Genomic DNA, 15,520 nt, shown 5'->3' with positions numbered 1-15,520 from the left:
ATGCGTCAGGAATCGTTGCCCTTGGTCTGCCGTAGCCGTCGACCCATCTCGATGTCCTTCTGGTCGGCCTTCTCGTCCTTCTCGATGCCGTGGGTGTCGCGCGGAGGAAGTTGCAGATCCTTCTCCGCCGCCAAGCCGGCCTGCAACTGCCGACCGCGTTCGAGCTCGGCGTCCAATTCGGCCCCGAACAGCAGAGCCAGATTGGTCAGCCAGAGCCACAGCAGGAAGATGATGACGCCGGCCAGCGTGCCGTAGGTGCGGTTGTAGTTGCTGAAATTGGCGACGTAGACGCCGAATCCGACGGAGGCCACCACCCAGGTGACAATGGCCACCGCGGCGCCGACGCTGAGCCAGCGGAACTTCGGCTGCTGCGCGTTGGGGGTGGCGTAATACAGGATCGCCACGGCCGCGATGACGAAGAGCAGGATCACCGGCCAGCGCGCGATGCTCCACACCGTCACCGCGGTCTCACCGAAACCGATTGCGTTGCCCACGGATTCGGCCACCGGTCCGCTGACGGCGAGCATGAAGCCGACCGCCGCGACCATCACCAGGGCGGCGACGGTGAGCAGTAGCTGGATCGGGCGCAGCTTCCACACCGGGCGCCCCTCGTCGATCTCCATGATGCGGTTCATCGCGCGTCCGAACGCCCCGATGTAGCCCGAGGCCGACCAGATCGCCGTCGCGATACCAATGACCAATGCGAAGCCGGCCGACGGAGCCTGGACCAGCTGTTCGATGGTGGGGCGCAGCGTGTCGACCACCGATGCGGGCACGAGATCGGTTGCGATGTCGAGGATCGCCTGGGTGGTGCGCCGGCCCTGGCCGAAGACGCCGAGCAGCGAGACCACCGCGAGGATCGCGGGAAACAGCGCCAGCACCGCGTAGTACGTCAGCGCGGCCGCAAGGTCGGTGCACTGGTCGTTCCGGAACTCCCGCGCCGTCTTGCGGAGCACGTAGAGGAACGACGGCTTGGTCAGGTCGGTGGGCGAATCCGGCTTGCGCGGATCCTCAGGATCCGGCGCCGGCTCGGTGTCGTCCTGGTCGCGGGTGGGCGTGGAGGCCATACCGTCCTCTACCCATTACGTCGCGGCGGTGAACGCGAACCGGTCCCGAAAACGAGTCCGGGCCCCTCCTCGCGGCGGGGCCCGGAACTACGTGGGGTTACTTAGCCTCGATCCACTGATGGATTGGGTGGCTGTGCTGGGGGTGGCTGTTGATGGTCGACTTTGGCGGTGAGCAGGTGGTATCGGCTGGTCTGCTCCAGCTTTTCCTGTGTGCTCCGGTTGGGCCTTTCGGCAGATGATCAGGTTGATGTGGGTGCAGGTGGGCTGTATCCGATGGTGTTGCGCCACAGTGTGAGCCAGTGCTGTGCCCACGGCCAATGCTGTGGTAGGTGCAGGATCGGCCGGCGTTGGGGGCGGGCCAGTCGGGCGGGGATGGTGATGAGGCGCCGCCGCAACGTTGATCCTCGTGCGACTGCGTGGGCGCCGCCGGCCAGGATGCCGGCGGCGTGCAGCAGGTTGTGGGCGATCGCGGCGCACAGGATCCAGGCCGAGTTCGCCCCGAAGCGTCCTGAGGGCATGTGGGCCAGGGGTCCGTCGATGAGGTCGGCGAACACGGTCTCGATGATGGCGTGGCGGCGGTGGGTGATGTCGGCGGTGTCGACGGGTTCGTCGGTGTCGGTGAAGAACGGGTGATACCGCCACACCGGGAATAGTGCATCTGGGTAGCGGGCGTCTTTGACGCGGCGCACGATCAGCCGGGCGGTGACCGGATGGTTGGTGGAACCAAAAGCGGTATAGGTGGTTTCGGCGACTTCGGCGTCAGAGATCCATGCGCCGGTGTCAGGATCGCGGACGGCGCCGGGGTATTTGACCGGGGTCCAGGCATCGTCGGGAATCGAGGCGATTGCCGCAGCGACGGTGGTCGATTTGGTGAGCACGAGTGAGAACCGTGCGCCGGCACGGCGGCAGGCTGCCACGACGGTGCTGTTGCCGTAGGCGGAATCACCGCGGACCAGGATCTGGCCGGTGACCCCGGCGCCGCGGGCGGTCGCCACGGCCTGGGCGATCATGCGGGCTGCGCCCTTGCCGGAGTTGGTCTTGCCTGCGCGCAGCCGTGCCCCGGTGATCACCGGGGCGGCGGTGGCGGTGCTGATCGTTGTGATCAGTGGCGAGAGGCCTTTACGCAGGATCTGTTTCCCGGCGATCTTGGTGTGTCCGTAGGAGGCGCCCTGTTTGGCGTGGCCGTAGACCGGGCGCAGCAGTGAATCGACGTCGATGAACACCCGCTCTTCGGCGCCGGGCAACAGATCGACGCGTCGGTACAGTTCGGCCAGGTGCTCCCGCAGAACTGATTCGAGTTGTCGGGCATGGCCGAAGGTGAACTCCCGCAATAGGGTTCCGATGGTCGAGGGTGCGTACACACCGTCGAACAACGTCTTCATCCCGCCTGAGCGCACGATATCGAGGTCGTCGATACCGTCAGCGCCGGCGCACATCCCGGCGATCAGCGTCGTCAGCTTCGGCGCCGGGTTTGCCGACCCGGATTTGATTCGCGGTTCGGCGATGCGAACCTTGTCGGCCAGCAGCCTTGACAGCCCGGTCTGGGTGGCCAGTGTCATCACCGGCACCAACCCTGCACACGACACGAGATGGGCATCATCGAAGACCGCCGACGACGCGGTGAACCTGTGGGACACTTGCACCGGAAGTGCCTTTCCGAGTTGTGCCGATAAGTGCGTAAGGAACACTCATCATCACAGTTCAGAGGGCACTTTCCTCATTCCGACACCCCATGACCAGCCAGTTCATCGGTGGAACGAGGCTTAGTCGGAGTCGTTGCCGCTGTCGCCGGCACCGCCACCGTTGTTGCTCTTGCTGTCGGACTTGCTGTCGCTGGCCTTGTCCTTCTTGGAGCCGGTCAGCTTCTTCAGCCCGTCGCCCACCTTCTTGGCGGCCGAGTTGATCCGCTCGTTGACCTTGGCAACATTGGCCTTGGCCTTCTCGGCACTCTTGGTCAACGCGGCAGCAGCCTTTGACTCGGCCGGCTTCTCCGCGGCGCTGTCGGCCAGCTCCTTCTTGACGTCGACCTCGGTGACGACCTCTTCGATCTCGCCGGCCGGGGTCTCGGCAACCGGAGCCTCGACGGGAGCGACGGCCACGACCTCATCGCCCGCGGGAAGTTCCACGACCTCGGCATCGATGGGCTCGATGACCTCGGCCTCCTCGCCCTCGGTGACGGTCTCGGTGCCGTCCTCCAGCGCCTCCTGCTCGTCCTGCTGAAGCTTCAGGTTGACCAGCTGCGAAGCCGGGGCGGGGTTGTTGTTGATGGCGTCGGCGATCTGGCTGGGCAGGCCGACCAGCGCCTGGTAGATCAGACCACCGGGATGTGCCGGTCCGAGGTTGCCGTTCCGATCCGGAACTTCTGGCCCCAGCGGAGCGAACAGGCCGGGCCACGCCGCGGTCGGGTCGTCCGGGTTGTAGTCGAACCCGTTGATCAGGGCGTTGGCGATCGCAGCCGGTGCGTTGAGCAGCACGTTTCCGGCCTCTTCGATCTCGCCGTCCTGGATCGCCTTGACCAGGGAGCCGACGACACGCGCGGCCTCGTAGGGCACACCGCTGGCGACGGCGAACGCCGAGTAGAAGATGCCGCGGTTGATGTTCGTGGTGTCCAGCAGCACGCCCAGGGCGTCCACCATGTTCTGCGCGGCGGTCTCGATGATGCCGGGGGCGGTCGCGGACGAGAAGATCAACCCGGAGAAGGGCGTGACGAACACCGTGAACGAGTACAGGAAGGCGGCGTTGAACGCCTCGTAGGCGGCGAAGATGTCGCCGGCCTCGAGGGCGGCCTGCAGCTTGACGAGGTTCTTGCCGACGTTGCCGTCCTCGGCGAACGACGTCTCGATCTTGGCCGGCAGCCCCTCGACCGCAGCGGCGAAACTATCGAAGTAACCCTTCTGGTTCTCGAAGACCTGGCTCAGCAGCGGCAGCGGGTTGGCCTGGATCGACGCCGCCAACGCAGTGACATTGCTCTGCGTGGTGTTGAAGAACTGCCCGTAGTAATCCAAGGGCGAATCGGTCACGCTGGCTACCAGATCGACGGTCATGGACCGTTGCTGGGCCTGAAGCATCGCCGGGCTGGTCGCGGTGACCGGGACGGCCGCAATCGCCGTTGCGCTCAGCGCTGCGACGCCGCCGATGACGACCTTTTGCTTCAGGGTCTTCGACCGCTTGGTGGGCTCGTCGGCCCCGCGGTGAAGTGCTTGTTCCACAGAGAGCTCCTCATTAACTGGATGTGAGTTTTGCGGCCCAACTGGGTTGAACCGAACCTAAAAATTAGCTGAGTTTTACCTAAGAGACAAGAGGTTTGCCTTACCTCATTTTGAATACATAACCCAGCTCATACCGCCTTGACCAGCATCTTCACATCCAGCAAAGAATCACACCGCCCATAGCCGTAACTCAGCCTATGCACTTGCTTTGCGTTCCCTGAGCAGGCCCTGTGTATTTGCTATGCGTCGGCGAGACTTCCACTTGTCACGCGATTGGCAGGCCAGCGAACCAAGTCGCAGGTCACTCGTGAACGCAGGCCAGCAGGGCGGCCCGAAATGCAAAATAAATTCATTTCGCGTCACGCCGCATACCTGGCGGGATGTGCTTGCACCCGCAACAAGTGCAGCTAATAGTGTTAGCTGAGGGCCGATCCGCCCCAGTGAACCCGGTGAGTCGATTGGAGGCCGCGTAACGGCCTCGCCTCCCAGGAATCACACGTCACTCAGGCCACAATGGTCACATGACAGCTGCTGCCGCTGAGACTCAGCAAGCACCCGAAACCGCTGCCCCGCAGGCCCCGCCGACGGCTGCACCCGCCCCGCCCCCGCGTCCGGCGCCACCGTCCTGGCATCAGACCGCGGTCCGGCAGGCCTCCACGGTGTCGTCGAAGCTCTCGCCACTGGTCCGCCGGGCCGGGGACCGAGTGGCGGCCGCGTCGGCGATGACGCTGCTGTCCTCGCTGCTGGCGGTGCTCACGACCCTGAGCATCATCGCGGCGCTGTCGTCGGATGCCTCCCTCGGCGTGACGAGCACGGTGCTGTTCGTGCCCGCGTTGTCGGCCGCACTCGGCGCCCTGGCCATGCGCCGACTGGTCGCCAGGCGCGACGAGCAGGCCGAGCGTGAGGATGCGCGCCAGGACGCCACTGAACTGCGGCAACTCGAACACACGCTGCGCTACGTGGACGGCAAGCTCACCGCGGCGCTCACCCGCTTCGGTACCGACCAGCACAACGACGCCGTCGTCGCGATGTTCCAGGCCAAGGCCGCCACCGAGCTGCTGCTGGACTCCGACGATGCGCCACACCAGGATTCAACCGAATCCCGCTACCCCCTGGCCGACTTCCTGGCCCCGGCCGCGCTGCGCGCCGGCGACTCCGCCGAACGCCCGGGGGGACTTTCGCTCGCCTGAACCGGCGCCTGGGTAGTCCGAAACGCCACGCCCGCGGCCCCGACGGGCGGATAATCACGGCTAGACAGCCGTAGCCGAGGGGGCGGGCGATGATCAGAACGCACACCGTAGTTGCCGGGGAAACATTGTCCGCGTTGGCATTGCGGTTCTACGGCGACGCCGAACTGTACCCGCTGATCGCCGCCGCCGGCGGGATCGACGATCCCGACGTCCTCGCCGTGGGACGGCACCTGATCTTCCCCGACTTCACGAGGTACCGGGCGGCACCGGGTGACACGCTGCCGTCGCTGGCGACGCGGTTCTACGGGGACGCGGATCTGGCCTGGTTGATCGCCCGGGCCAGCGGACTGCCGGAGTCGGCTGTTCTGACCCCGGGCCAGGAACTCATCATCGCCGACCTCACGCGTTACACCGTGGCACCGGCAGACACGCTGTCGGCGTTGGCATCTCACTTCTACGGGGACGCGTCGTTCTATCCGTTGATCGCCGACGTGAACGGGATCGCCGATCCTAGCGTCATCGACGTCGGGACGGAACTGATCATCTTCGCCGGTCGCGGCGACGGGTTCGGCCTGCACATCGTGGACCGCAACGAGAACGATCCGCGCCTGTGGTACTACCGGTTCCAGACCAGCGCGATCGGCTGGAACCCCGGCGTCAACGTGTTGCTTCCCAGCGACTACCGCACCAGCGGACGCACCTACCCCGTGCTCTACCTGTTCCACGGCGGCGACCAGGATTTCCGGTTCTTCGACTTCGCGGGCATCCGCGAATTGACCGCCGGCAAGCCGATCATCGTGGTGATGCCCGACGGCGGGCGCGCGGGGTGGTACTCCAACCCGGTCAGTTCCTTCGTGGGGCCACGGAACTGGGAGACCTTCCACATCGCCCAGCTACTCCCCTGGATCGACGCCAACTTCCGGACGTTCGCCGAGTACGACGGCCGTGCGGTCGGTGGGTTCTCGATGGGCGGCTTCGGTGCGTTGAAGTACGCGGCCAAGTACTACGGGCACTTCGCGTCGGTGAGCAGCCACTCCGGCCCGGCGAGTCTGCGCCGTGACTACGGACTGGTGGTGCACTGGGCGAACATCACCTCGGCGGTGCTGGATCTGGCCGGCGGGACGGTCTACGGGGCACCGCTGTGGGAGCAACGCCGGGTCAGCGCCGACAATCCCGTCGAGCGCATCGGCAGCTACCGCAACAAGCGGATCTTCCTGCTGGCCGGCACCAGCCCGGACCCGCTCAACTGGTTCGACAGCGTCAACGAGACCCAGGTGCTCGCCGGTCAGCGCGAGTTCCGCGGACACCTCAGCGCCGCCGGGATCCCGCACGAAGCCCACGAGGTGCCCGGCGGTCACTTCTTCCGGCCCGACATGTTCGTCGTCGACCTCGACGGCATCATCGCCCGGCTGCGCCCCGCGTCGCCGTCGCCGCTATGACACCAGTCGCAGGTTCATTGCCGCTGCGGTCGCGGGTCCGACGACGCCGTCGACCTTGAGTCCGCGGGTGCGGCGCTGGAACTCCCGCACCGCAGCCTCGGTCTGCGGTCCGAAGACACCGTCGATCACCAAATCACCTGCGTAATAGGGATATTCGTCGCGTAGCTGCCGCTGTAGCTGGGCGACCTGGGGCCCCTCGACCCCGCGGAACAGCAGGACCTCCGCGTACTTGCCCACCGGCACCGGCGGCCTCGGCGTCGCGGCCGGGTCCGGGATGGTGCCGATGGCGGCCTGGATGTCGCTGCGCAGGATGTCCATGTCGATGGCGCCCGGATCCCATTTGCCCTGCGCCCGGCCCGCGTACTCCTTGTGCCCGATGGTGCGGCTGGAGTTCTGCGCGAGCCGGCGGTTGATCGCCGCACAACTGCGCACCAACGCGTCGTACTGGGCGTCGGGCCAATGGGTGCGGTGCGGCGCGGTGGGGCTGGTTCCGCTGTTGGCGCACTCGATTCCGATGGTGTGCCAGTTGGCCATGTTGGTGGGCAGCCACGGGTACATGCCCACCCCGGCGTGCCAGGCGACCCCCACGGCGACGACGGTGATGGTGCCGTCGCGCGCGATGTGCAGTTGCGACAGCGGTCCGGGCAGATCCGGCCGGCCCCGCGCGATCGAGGCGGCAGAGGCGTTGTCGGATCCGGTGTGGTGCACCATCACCCCGCGGATATCCTTGAAGTCGCCGTGGCCGCGGTCGCGCCATCCGGGGTACTCGACGAGCCGAACCCCTTCGGCACGAAGCACATCCGCGAGCCAGACCGGGTCTCCGACCCACCGTCTTGTCTGCGGCACGGCCGCCTCCTCAGCTGTCGACGTCCTTTTCGACCAGCACCCGGCGCAACAGCTTGCCGGTGGCGTTGCGCGGTAGCTCGTCGATGAACACCACGTCGCGGGGCACCTTGTGCCGGGCGAGGTTGTCCTTCACGTACTGCTTGATCTGAGCGGCGTCCGGTGCGGCGCCCGGCTCGGGAACGACGAAGGCGCGCAACCGCTTTCCGAACTCCACGTCGTCGACACCCACCACCGCCACCTCGGCGACGTCGTCGTGTTCCTCGAGCAGGTTCTCCACCTCCTGTGGGAACACGTTCTCACCGCCGGAGACAATCATGTCGTCGTCGCGGCCGTCGATGAACAGCAGCCCGTTGTCGTCGAAATGGCCCATGTCGCCGCTGGACATGTAGCCGTCGATGATCTGTTTACCGCGGCCGTCGGTGTACCCCTGGAACGGGGCGCCGTTGCGGACGAAGATCCGGCCGGGACGGTTCGCGCCCTCGATGCGCCGGTCGTTGTCGTCGTAGAGCACCACCTCACAGGTGACCGGGGCCCGCCCGGCGGTCCCGGGCGCGGCACGCAGCTCGGCCGGCTGGGCCACGGTGGCGATGGCGCACTCGGTGGAGCCGTACATGTTGTAGAGGACGTCACCGAAGGTGTCCTGCACCCGTTCACTCAGCTCCGGGCTCAGCGCCGAGCCGGCGATCAGGATCACCCGCAAAGAGGAGGTGTCGTACTTGGCGAGGGTCGCGGCGTCGAGTTCGACCATGCGGTGCAGCATCGTCGGGACCGCCACCAGCATCTCGGCGCGGTGCTCGGCGATCATCTTCACGGTGTTCTCGGCGTTGAACCGCCGGGCGGTCACGATCTTGTTGCCCAGCGCGGCACCCACGGTGTAGGTGGCCCACCCGGTGCTGTGGAAGATCGGCGAGACGATGACCATCGTGCCCTTGCGGGGGAACGGAATTCGGTCGATGATCTGCGCCGTCGCCAACGGCGACACGGTGTCGCGGGGCGCGCCCTTCGGCATTCCGGTGGTCCCGCTGGTCAAGATGACCGAGCCGCCGGGGCGGGTCGGGGGCGGTAGCGGATCGGTGGGGTTCGAGGCAACGAGGTCGTCGAGGGTGTGCGCGCCCGCGGGGAGCTCGGCGCCGTCGTCGACCCAGGTGAGCACGCGGGGCAGCTCCGGAGGCAGCGCGTCGAGCAGCCCCACGAACTCGCTGTCGTGCAGCACAACCGTCACCTTCTCGCGCTCGCAGACCTGCGCGAACTGCGGCTTGGCGAACCCGGTGTTCATCAGCACCACGCGGGCGCCGAGCTTGCCGCAGGCGGCCATCGCGATGATCAGACCCCGGTGGTCGCGGCACAACACCCCGACCACGGAACCCTCGACCACACCGAGCGAGCGCAGCGCGTACGCCAACGCCCAGGACTGCTCGTCGACTTCGCCGTAGGTCAGACTCCCGCGCTCGTCGACGACGGCCGGCAGGTCCGGAAATCGGTGGCCGCCCTGGATGGTCATCGTCGCTTGCGGTCCGTAGACCTGAATGAGCTTGGCTCCCCGAAGAGTTCCGCGCAGATCCTTCAGATCGAGGATCCCGGTTTCGACGAGTCGCTTGGCGGCGCGCACCGCCTCGCCCAGATGCTGCAGCTTCTGCCGGACGCCGACCGTTGAACTAGCCATGGGCCCCCCTTCAGGCTCGATGCGCCGATACTCTCACAACGGCCGCCGAGGGGACTCGGCAATGCGTCACCAGCGGTAGTCGAGGAACTTCCCGTCGAACGTGACGACAACGCGGTCGCCGTCGGGGTCCGCCCGCCGGCTCACATCGAGCTTGAAGTTGATGGCGCTCATGATCCCGTCGCCGAACTCCTCGTGGATGAGTTCCTTGATCGCGGGGCCGTAGACCGCGAGGGCCTCCTGGAACCGGTAGATGGTGGGGTCGGACAGCAGTTCCGGGTCGACGCCGCGGGCAGGTTGCAGCTGCAGGCTTTCGCGTACCGCGTCGTCGAGTTCGAGCAGGGCGCACGCGCGTTCGGCTTGCTCGGCGGTCAGTGGATGCTGGCCCAGCAGGGCCGCGACGCACCAGGCCTTCGGGGCGTCGAGTTCCTCGGCGATCTGGGCCCAGCTGAGATTCTTGCGGATCCTGGCGGCGACGACGAGTGCGGCGGCTTCGGGTTTGGTCATGATGGGAGTCATGCGGTCACCTTCTTCGGCTCAAGGGTATCGGGCTGCGCTACGGGGGGCAGCGTGAACCTCGACGCTCCCGTGCGCGCATGGGTCGCAAACAGTGTAAGCCCGACGAACGCCACCCCGCCGACGAGATTTCCCAGCACCGTGGGGATTTCGTTCCAGACCAGGTAGTCGGCGATGGAGAAGTCGCCGCCGAGCATCAGGCCCGACGGAAACAGGAACATGTTGACCACCGAATGCTCGAAACCCATGTAGAAGAACAGCATGACCGGCATCCACATCCCGATGACCTTCCCCGAGACGCTGGTGGACATCATCGCCGCGACCACGCCGGTGGAGACCATCCAGTTGCACAGCACCCCGCGGATGAACAGCGTGAGCATGCCGGCCGCGCCGTGCTCGGCGTAGCCGACGGTGCGGCTGTGCCCGATCTCGCCGAGGCGCTGCCCCACCTCGTTGGGGTCGATGCTGAACCCGTAGGTGAAGACGATCGCCATCATGAGTGCGACGGTGAGCGCACCGGCGAGGTTGCCCAGGAAGACCCAGCCCCAGTTGCGCAGCACCGTGCGCACGGTCACGCCGCGCCGCTTGTCCAGCAGCGCCAACGGCACCAGCGTGAACACCCCGGTGAGCAGGTCGAAGCCGAGCAGGTAGAGCAGGCAGAAGCCGACCGGGAACAGCACCGCGCCGAGCAAGGGGCTGCCGGTTTGGACGGTGACGGTGACCGCGAAGGCCGCGGAGATCGCCAGGATGGCACCGGCCATGTACGCCCGGATCAGGGTGTCGCGGGTGGACATGTGGGCCTTGGACTCGCCGGAGTCGATCATCTTGCCGACGAACTGAACTGGGCTGACATAGGACATGTGGCTGCAACCTCTTCTCCGATGGCGGTTCGCGGTCCACCGTGTCGCACCGCGATTTCCACTTCGCGACTTCGGTTATGCGTCTGCGTTGCAGACTCTGCACAACGGCGTGGTGCGGGGTGTGAGATCAGCCTCCGGTCACGCCGCGAAATGGGACTTGTAGATCTGGCCGTGCACGCCCACCGTGCGATCGACCACCTGCGAGATCGCGAAATCCGCGGCGGCAGACAGATAGGCGTAGGCCGTCGCGCGGTCCATGCCCTGGTCGTTCTGCAGGAAATCCAGCGCATTGACCACGGCCCGGCGCATCGCGATGTCCAGGTCGGAGCCGTTGCCGTCGATCGCCCCGTCGGGATCCGACAATCCGATGGGCACCCAGGAGTCGTCGGTTTCGGCGAACGGATAGTGGTAGGCGACCGACGGGGCGTCGCCGGACCCCGGTTTGCACACCGTCAGGCGGTACGTGCCGCGCAGGGACCCTTCCATCGCCGTCAGCGCCACTTCACCGTCGCCCATGGCCATGTGCGGATCGCCGACGTAGAACAGTGCCCCCTCGGCGAACACCGGCAGATACAACGTGGAACCTTCGCCCAGCAGACGGATGTCGATGTTGCCGCCGGCCACGGTGGGTGGGATGGAGTTCGCGGTGGCCGCCGTGGGGTCCCGGTCCTGGGAGAAGGCCACCCCCATCATTCCCATGAACGGCGAGAGCGGGAACCGCACCCGCGCGTCGCCGTAGGACATGACGCCGTGGCCGTCTTCGACGGCGGTGAACGTCGAGACGTTGCCGTACTGGGTGGGGTCGGCGTTGGGTCGGCCGTCGGCGGCGACGGGCGGCATCACCTCGTCGAGGCTGATGCCCTCCGGCGCGGTTCCGTCGGCTTTGCGGGCCAGCGCCCCCTTGCCGTGGCGGCTGGACACCACGCCGTACGGTACGCGCGGAATGGCCTCCAGCGTCTCGATTTCAGCACGTCGCCGGGTTGCGCGCCGTCGACGAACACCGGCCCGGTCACCACGTGCGGCCCGTCCTTGTCGAAGTTGCGCGGGGTCCGGTCGTAGTCGGCGGCGACAGCGATCGCGTCCTGCAGCACCTCGGATTCGTTGACCCCCTTACTGCCGAAGTACTCGACGGGGTTGCGCCCCTGATCCTCGAGGATCCCCTCGTGCGAGACGGTGTCGACGGTGATCGTCTGGCCCGAGCGCATCCTCAGGGCCGCCGCGGCGTGCACGGTCGGCACGTAACCCCAGAGCACCTGTTCAGGATTCGATTGCAGGTAATGGTCGCCGGTGATGGTGCCGCTACCGGGTTGCAGGACCTCGAAGCCGTCCGTGGTCCCGGCCGCCACCGCGCCGGTCGCCGCCGGAACGGAATCCCGGTGCGCGCAACCGGCTCCCGCGGCGGTGAGACCCGCGCCGGCGCCCACCGCCGCGACGACACGAACGAAATCGCGCCGCCCGATTCCTTTGGCGAGGGTTTCGGCTGCGGCGTGCGCGAACGACGAACTCATACAGGCTGACCTCCGGGTAGTCGGTGGCCAGGAAGTTACCCACGCGGTGTTTCGATGTTGTTGCGGTTGTGTTCACACACGTTGACATCGGCCGCACTGTGAAGTGTTGCGGCGCCGGTTATCCCAGCGAGTGTGATCGACGCCGATCAGGCCGGGCCTTTGCGCCGAAGCCCCTCCAACGGATTCCAGGACTGGCTGCCCTCGGCCACGTGCAGATAATAGGCCCAGTTCGTCACCGTCGCGATGGCTGCGGTGAAGCCGATGGCAAATGCGCGGTCCCAGTTGTCCGGCACACCCAACAGCACCGAGGCCACTCCCAGCGTGACCGCGACGCCCAGCACCGTCAGTCCCTTGCGCCACATGCCTTTGACGAGGAAGTAGACGGGGCCGAACAGAAATGCCCAGATGTTGAACCCCAGGCGCATCCGGGCACCGAACGGCAGCGCGCGGTAAGCGGCCTTGGCCTCCGGCGTCGAGCCGACTGGACCGTACTGCTGGAAGAAGGCGAACCGCTGCTGCCAGGCAGCCGGCACCTCGGTGGAGTCTGGCACATTCGTCATGGGTTGACAGTACTAGCGCATCGGTGGTGCTTCCGACACCAAAATCGCGGCCTCACACCGGGCACTGGCCTCCGGAGAACAGATCGCAGGTGGTCTCGAGACCGTTGAGGACGCCGGCGGGGATCGCTGAGATGAAGTCGGTGACGCTGATGGCCCGCAGCGAGGTGAGGTCGCTGGCCCGTCGGGTACCGATCAGCACCGCGACGGCGTCTCCTTCGTCGGTGCTGACCAGGAACGACGTTCCGCCGTCGCCGTACTGGCCGGCGCAGTCGGCGTCCGCGAGGCACGCGCCGGTGGCGGGGTCGATGTTCTCGTCGAACATGTCGTTGATCCAGCCCGCCGACAGCGCGCGCACGGCCAGCGGGTTCTGCGGCTGCGGGAATCCGGCGATGAGGTAGGCGGCCGCCTGGATCAACGGGTTGCCGCCCTGCATCGGGTCCATGTGGACGCCGTCCTCGAGCACGACGCCGGTGAACTGGCCGGGTCGGGCCTGGGTCAGCTGGTCGTTGACGTCGCTGAACACGTTGAGGTAGTTCAGCGGAGCGCCGATCTCGTAGATCGGGATGTAGTCGTTGGGATCATCGTCGGCCGGGTCGGCGGTTCCGTTGGCCTCCAACGCATCCAGGCGTTCCATGGCGTCGGGAATGATCGATCCCATGGGCACCGCGTCGTAGATGACGACGCCGGCCAGATCGTTGGACGCCGCCGGATCGTCGTCGCGGCGGCGCAGCAGGCCCTCGGCGTAGTAGCCGGCGACACCGGGACCGAACCCACCACCGAGCGAGTGCCCGACCAGGACGAACTGCAGCGGCACCTCGATGTCGCCGGGGCGGCCGGCCTTCAGTTCGGCGTTGTCCAGGCTGGCGTTGAGCGCGGTGCGGTCCGGGTCGAGGAACAGCTGCGCGACGGCCTCGTGCAGGTTGTCGCCGCCGAGCCACATCCCGTCGGCCTCGAACGGGTTGGAGGTGTAGGTGGTGGTGACCACGATGCTGTTGGTCTGGTTCGCCAGATACGAGGCGGTGTAACTGTAGAGCGGGCCGTTGGCCAGGAACCCGTGCTGCAGATAGATCAGCCTGCTCGGCGCGGGCTGTCCCGCAGTGGTTTTGGGCAGATACCAGTTGGATTCGACTTCGTGGCCGGGCGAGACGACCAGCGTGGAGCTGCTGACCTCGACGGAGTCGCGCAGCTGCGGTGGCACCACCGGGTCCCCGCCCACAATGCGTTCGAGCGCGGCGACGGTGTCGAAGACGACGTCGCCGAGCACCGACAGCGGCTTGGGATAGTTCTGCGGTTCGGGGTTGAGCGCGAGCGCCCCCAGGCCGCGCAGCAGGTCGTGGACGGCCTCGACCGGGTCCTTGCGGGCCGGGGTGACCGCGGCGAGCTTCTCGATGGCGGTAGCCGAGTCCGCCTGCGGGCGTGGTGGTTCCAGGATGTCGGTTTCCGGCTCCGGCTGCGCTGTCGGCACATCCAGCCGGGCATGGCGCTCAGCCAGGGCCGACCGGATGCTGATGGACGGGCGGACCTTCTCCTGGACAGCATCGACGTCCTCGGCCGCAGCGCTCGGCAGCGTCGGGGCTTCCTTGAGCTCGCGTGTTTCCTCGCGGAGTTCGCGGGCGCTCTCCCGGATCTCGCGCGTCGAGTCCTTCAGGGCACCGCGGACCTTGGTGCGGACCGAGTCTGCGGCCTCGCGCAGCGTGCGGTCGGTGCGCTTGATGCGCGCCTGTCGGGCTTCGGCTCGGGTCTCGGCATCCCGTGCAGTTGCCGTATCCGAAACCTTGGACTTCGCAGCCCGTTTCAGTGGGTCGCGCTTCGTGTCAGCGGTGGACCGGTCCTGCGTTGTGTCCGATTTGGCGTCCCGTTTGGTGGCACCGTCGTCATCGGCGTGTGCGGCCCCCGCCCCGGCGAGCACTGCCGCCGAGACTCCCGCGCTGAAAACTCCGGCCCCCACCCACGCTGCTACTCGCGTCATGCCCCGCCCTCTTGATGCGCCGTCTTCGACCGTTGAGCACGCTAACGGGCCAGCGGGCCTGGCGGGCCGAAATCGGGGAGATCGACGGTACGACGACCGCCGTCAAAGCCGAGGATTACAGCCGCGACGTAGCGAGAATCCTCGGCACTAATAGCGGATGCCCAGCGCTCAGATGTCGCCGAACGGTGCGGCGTAACGAATGGTGCCGGCCGGGATGTCACTCCCGTCGAGAGCAAGCACCATGAGCGCGTCGTCGGGAACCGGGTCGCGCATCCTGACCCCGTGGGCGGACGCCCGACTGAAGCCGAATCGCGGGTAATAGCCCGGGTGTCCGAGGACGGTCACGAAGCGCTCACCCTGTGCTCTGGCGGCGGCGAGAACGTCGCGGGTAGCAGCGGATCCGGCCCCGGTTCGCTGTCCCTCAGGCAGAACAGCGCACGGCCCGAGACACAGTGCCGCAGTGTCGTCGATGTGGCAGCGCGTAAGCAGGGCGTAGCCGACGGGGTCGCCGCCGGGAGTCGTCGAAACCATCGAGAGTCCGTCGATCCATGCGGGGTCTTCGCGGAGCGCATCCACGAGATCGGCTTCCGCCGCGGTCTCGAACGCTGCGAGATTGATCCGGCGAATGGCCGCCATATCGGCATCGGTTTCGGCGCGGCTGAGCCGGCGAGTCCTCATCGCGTCGAACATTAGTCC

Annotated in this window: 12 protein-coding genes and 1 pseudogene; 2 read left to right on the top strand and 11 right to left on the bottom strand. The window is 66.9% G+C overall.

Annotated features, from left to right (window positions below):
* Nucleotides 1-5 precede the first annotated feature (5 nt).
* From EL338_RS04790 to EL338_RS04780, 3 genes are all read right to left on the bottom strand, one after another.
* Nucleotides 6-1,067 carry a YihY/virulence factor BrkB family protein gene (locus tag EL338_RS04790; RefSeq protein ID WP_126332677.1) on the bottom strand — a complete coding sequence of 354 codons (1,062 nt, stop codon included), beginning with the start codon at nucleotides 1,065-1,067 and terminating at the stop codon, nucleotides 6-8.
* A gap of 239 nt (nucleotides 1,068-1,306) precedes the next feature.
* Nucleotides 1,307-2,710, bottom strand: a complete 1,404-nt coding sequence (locus EL338_RS04785; RefSeq protein WP_126332676.1) for an IS1380 family transposase — start codon at nucleotides 2,708-2,710, stop codon at nucleotides 1,307-1,309.
* A gap of 120 nt (nucleotides 2,711-2,830) precedes the next feature.
* On the bottom strand, nucleotides 2,831-4,276 hold the full coding sequence (locus EL338_RS04780) for a hypothetical protein (protein ID WP_126332675.1): 1,446 nt from the start codon (nucleotides 4,274-4,276) through the stop codon (nucleotides 2,831-2,833).
* Nucleotides 4,277-4,797: 521 nt separating this feature from the next.
* On the opposite strand from EL338_RS04780, the gene EL338_RS04775 reads away from it, so the two are divergent.
* Together EL338_RS04775 and EL338_RS04770 are read left to right on the top strand one after the other, a co-directional pair.
* Entirely contained in the window at nucleotides 4,798-5,466 is a 669-nt protein-coding gene (locus tag EL338_RS04775; RefSeq protein ID WP_126332674.1) for a hypothetical protein, read from the top strand.
* 89 nt (nucleotides 5,467-5,555) lie between these two features.
* Nucleotides 5,556-6,905, top strand: coding sequence for an alpha/beta hydrolase-fold protein (locus EL338_RS04770; RefSeq protein ID WP_126332673.1), 1,350 nt, complete (start codon nucleotides 5,556-5,558; stop codon nucleotides 6,903-6,905).
* Here the strand turns inward: EL338_RS04770 and EL338_RS04765 are convergent.
* The 8 genes and pseudogenes from EL338_RS04765 to EL338_RS04730 all read right to left on the bottom strand — a co-directional run bounded on the left by EL338_RS04765 (nucleotide 6,900) and on the right by EL338_RS04730 (nucleotide 15,514).
* Nucleotides 6,900-7,751 (bottom strand): peptidoglycan recognition protein family protein, encoded by an 852-nt coding sequence (locus tag EL338_RS04765; RefSeq protein WP_126332672.1) that lies wholly within the window; start codon nucleotides 7,749-7,751, stop codon nucleotides 6,900-6,902. The genes EL338_RS04770 and EL338_RS04765 overlap by 6 nt on opposite strands.
* 10 nt (nucleotides 7,752-7,761) lie before the next feature.
* Nucleotides 7,762-9,414 carry an acyl-CoA synthetase gene (locus EL338_RS04760; RefSeq protein ID WP_126332671.1) on the bottom strand — a complete coding sequence of 551 codons (1,653 nt, stop codon included), beginning with the start codon at nucleotides 9,412-9,414 and terminating at the stop codon, nucleotides 7,762-7,764.
* A 66-nt stretch (nucleotides 9,415-9,480) separates the two neighbouring features.
* Complete coding sequence (gene cynS / locus EL338_RS04755) at nucleotides 9,481-9,930, bottom strand: cyanase (RefSeq protein ID WP_126332670.1); 450 nt, start codon at nucleotides 9,928-9,930, stop codon at nucleotides 9,481-9,483.
* Entirely contained in the window at nucleotides 9,927-10,787 is an 861-nt protein-coding gene (locus EL338_RS04750) for a formate/nitrite transporter family protein (protein WP_126332669.1), read from the bottom strand. Before EL338_RS04750 ends, cynS begins: the two co-directional genes overlap by 4 nt.
* Before the next feature lie 138 nt (nucleotides 10,788-10,925).
* Nucleotides 10,926-12,295, bottom strand: a pseudogene (locus EL338_RS04745) (acetamidase/formamidase family protein).
* 146 nt (nucleotides 12,296-12,441) lie between these two features.
* The gene (locus EL338_RS04740; protein ID WP_126332668.1) at nucleotides 12,442-12,855 is read right to left on the bottom strand and encodes a DUF2628 domain-containing protein; all 414 of its coding nucleotides are present in this window, start codon (nucleotides 12,853-12,855) and stop codon (nucleotides 12,442-12,444) included.
* Nucleotides 12,856-12,907: 52 nt separating this feature from the next.
* Nucleotides 12,908-14,824, bottom strand: coding sequence for a hypothetical protein (locus tag EL338_RS04735; protein WP_126332667.1), 1,917 nt, complete (start codon nucleotides 14,822-14,824; stop codon nucleotides 12,908-12,910).
* A 168-nt stretch (nucleotides 14,825-14,992) separates the two neighbouring features.
* Nucleotides 14,993-15,514, bottom strand: a complete 522-nt coding sequence (locus EL338_RS04730) for a GNAT family N-acetyltransferase (protein WP_235666374.1) — start codon at nucleotides 15,512-15,514, stop codon at nucleotides 14,993-14,995.
* Nucleotides 15,515-15,520 lie beyond the last annotated feature (6 nt).

Source organism: Mycolicibacterium chitae, from assembly GCF_900637205.1.
GTDB lineage: Bacteria > Actinomycetota > Actinomycetes > Mycobacteriales > Mycobacteriaceae > Mycobacterium > Mycobacterium chitae.
Note: the sequence above shows the minus strand (reverse complement) of the source record. Positions and strands in the feature narration are given on the sequence as shown.

Coding starts and splice junctions, on each gene's coding strand:
- EL338_RS04790 (WP_126332677.1), bottom strand. CDS start 1,067: ATGGCCTCCACGCCCACCCGCGACCAGGACGACACCGAGCCGGCGCCG.
- EL338_RS04760 (WP_126332671.1), bottom strand. CDS start 9,414: ATGGCTAGTTCAACGGTCGGCGTCCGGCAGAAGCTGCAGCATCTGGGC.
- EL338_RS04730 (WP_235666374.1), bottom strand. CDS start 15,514: ATGTTCGACGCGATGAGGACTCGCCGGCTCAGCCGCGCCGAAACCGAT.
- EL338_RS04740 (WP_126332668.1), bottom strand. CDS start 12,855: ATGACGAATGTGCCAGACTCCACCGAGGTGCCGGCTGCCTGGCAGCAG.
- cynS (WP_126332670.1), bottom strand. CDS start 9,930: ATGACTCCCATCATGACCAAACCCGAAGCCGCCGCACTCGTCGTCGCC.
- EL338_RS04750 (WP_126332669.1), bottom strand. CDS start 10,787: ATGTCCTATGTCAGCCCAGTTCAGTTCGTCGGCAAGATGATCGACTCC.
- EL338_RS04735 (WP_126332667.1), bottom strand. CDS start 14,824: ATGACGCGAGTAGCAGCGTGGGTGGGGGCCGGAGTTTTCAGCGCGGGA.
- EL338_RS04775 (WP_126332674.1), top strand. CDS start 4,798: ATGACAGCTGCTGCCGCTGAGACTCAGCAAGCACCCGAAACCGCTGCC.
- EL338_RS04770 (WP_126332673.1), top strand. CDS start 5,556: ATGATCAGAACGCACACCGTAGTTGCCGGGGAAACATTGTCCGCGTTG.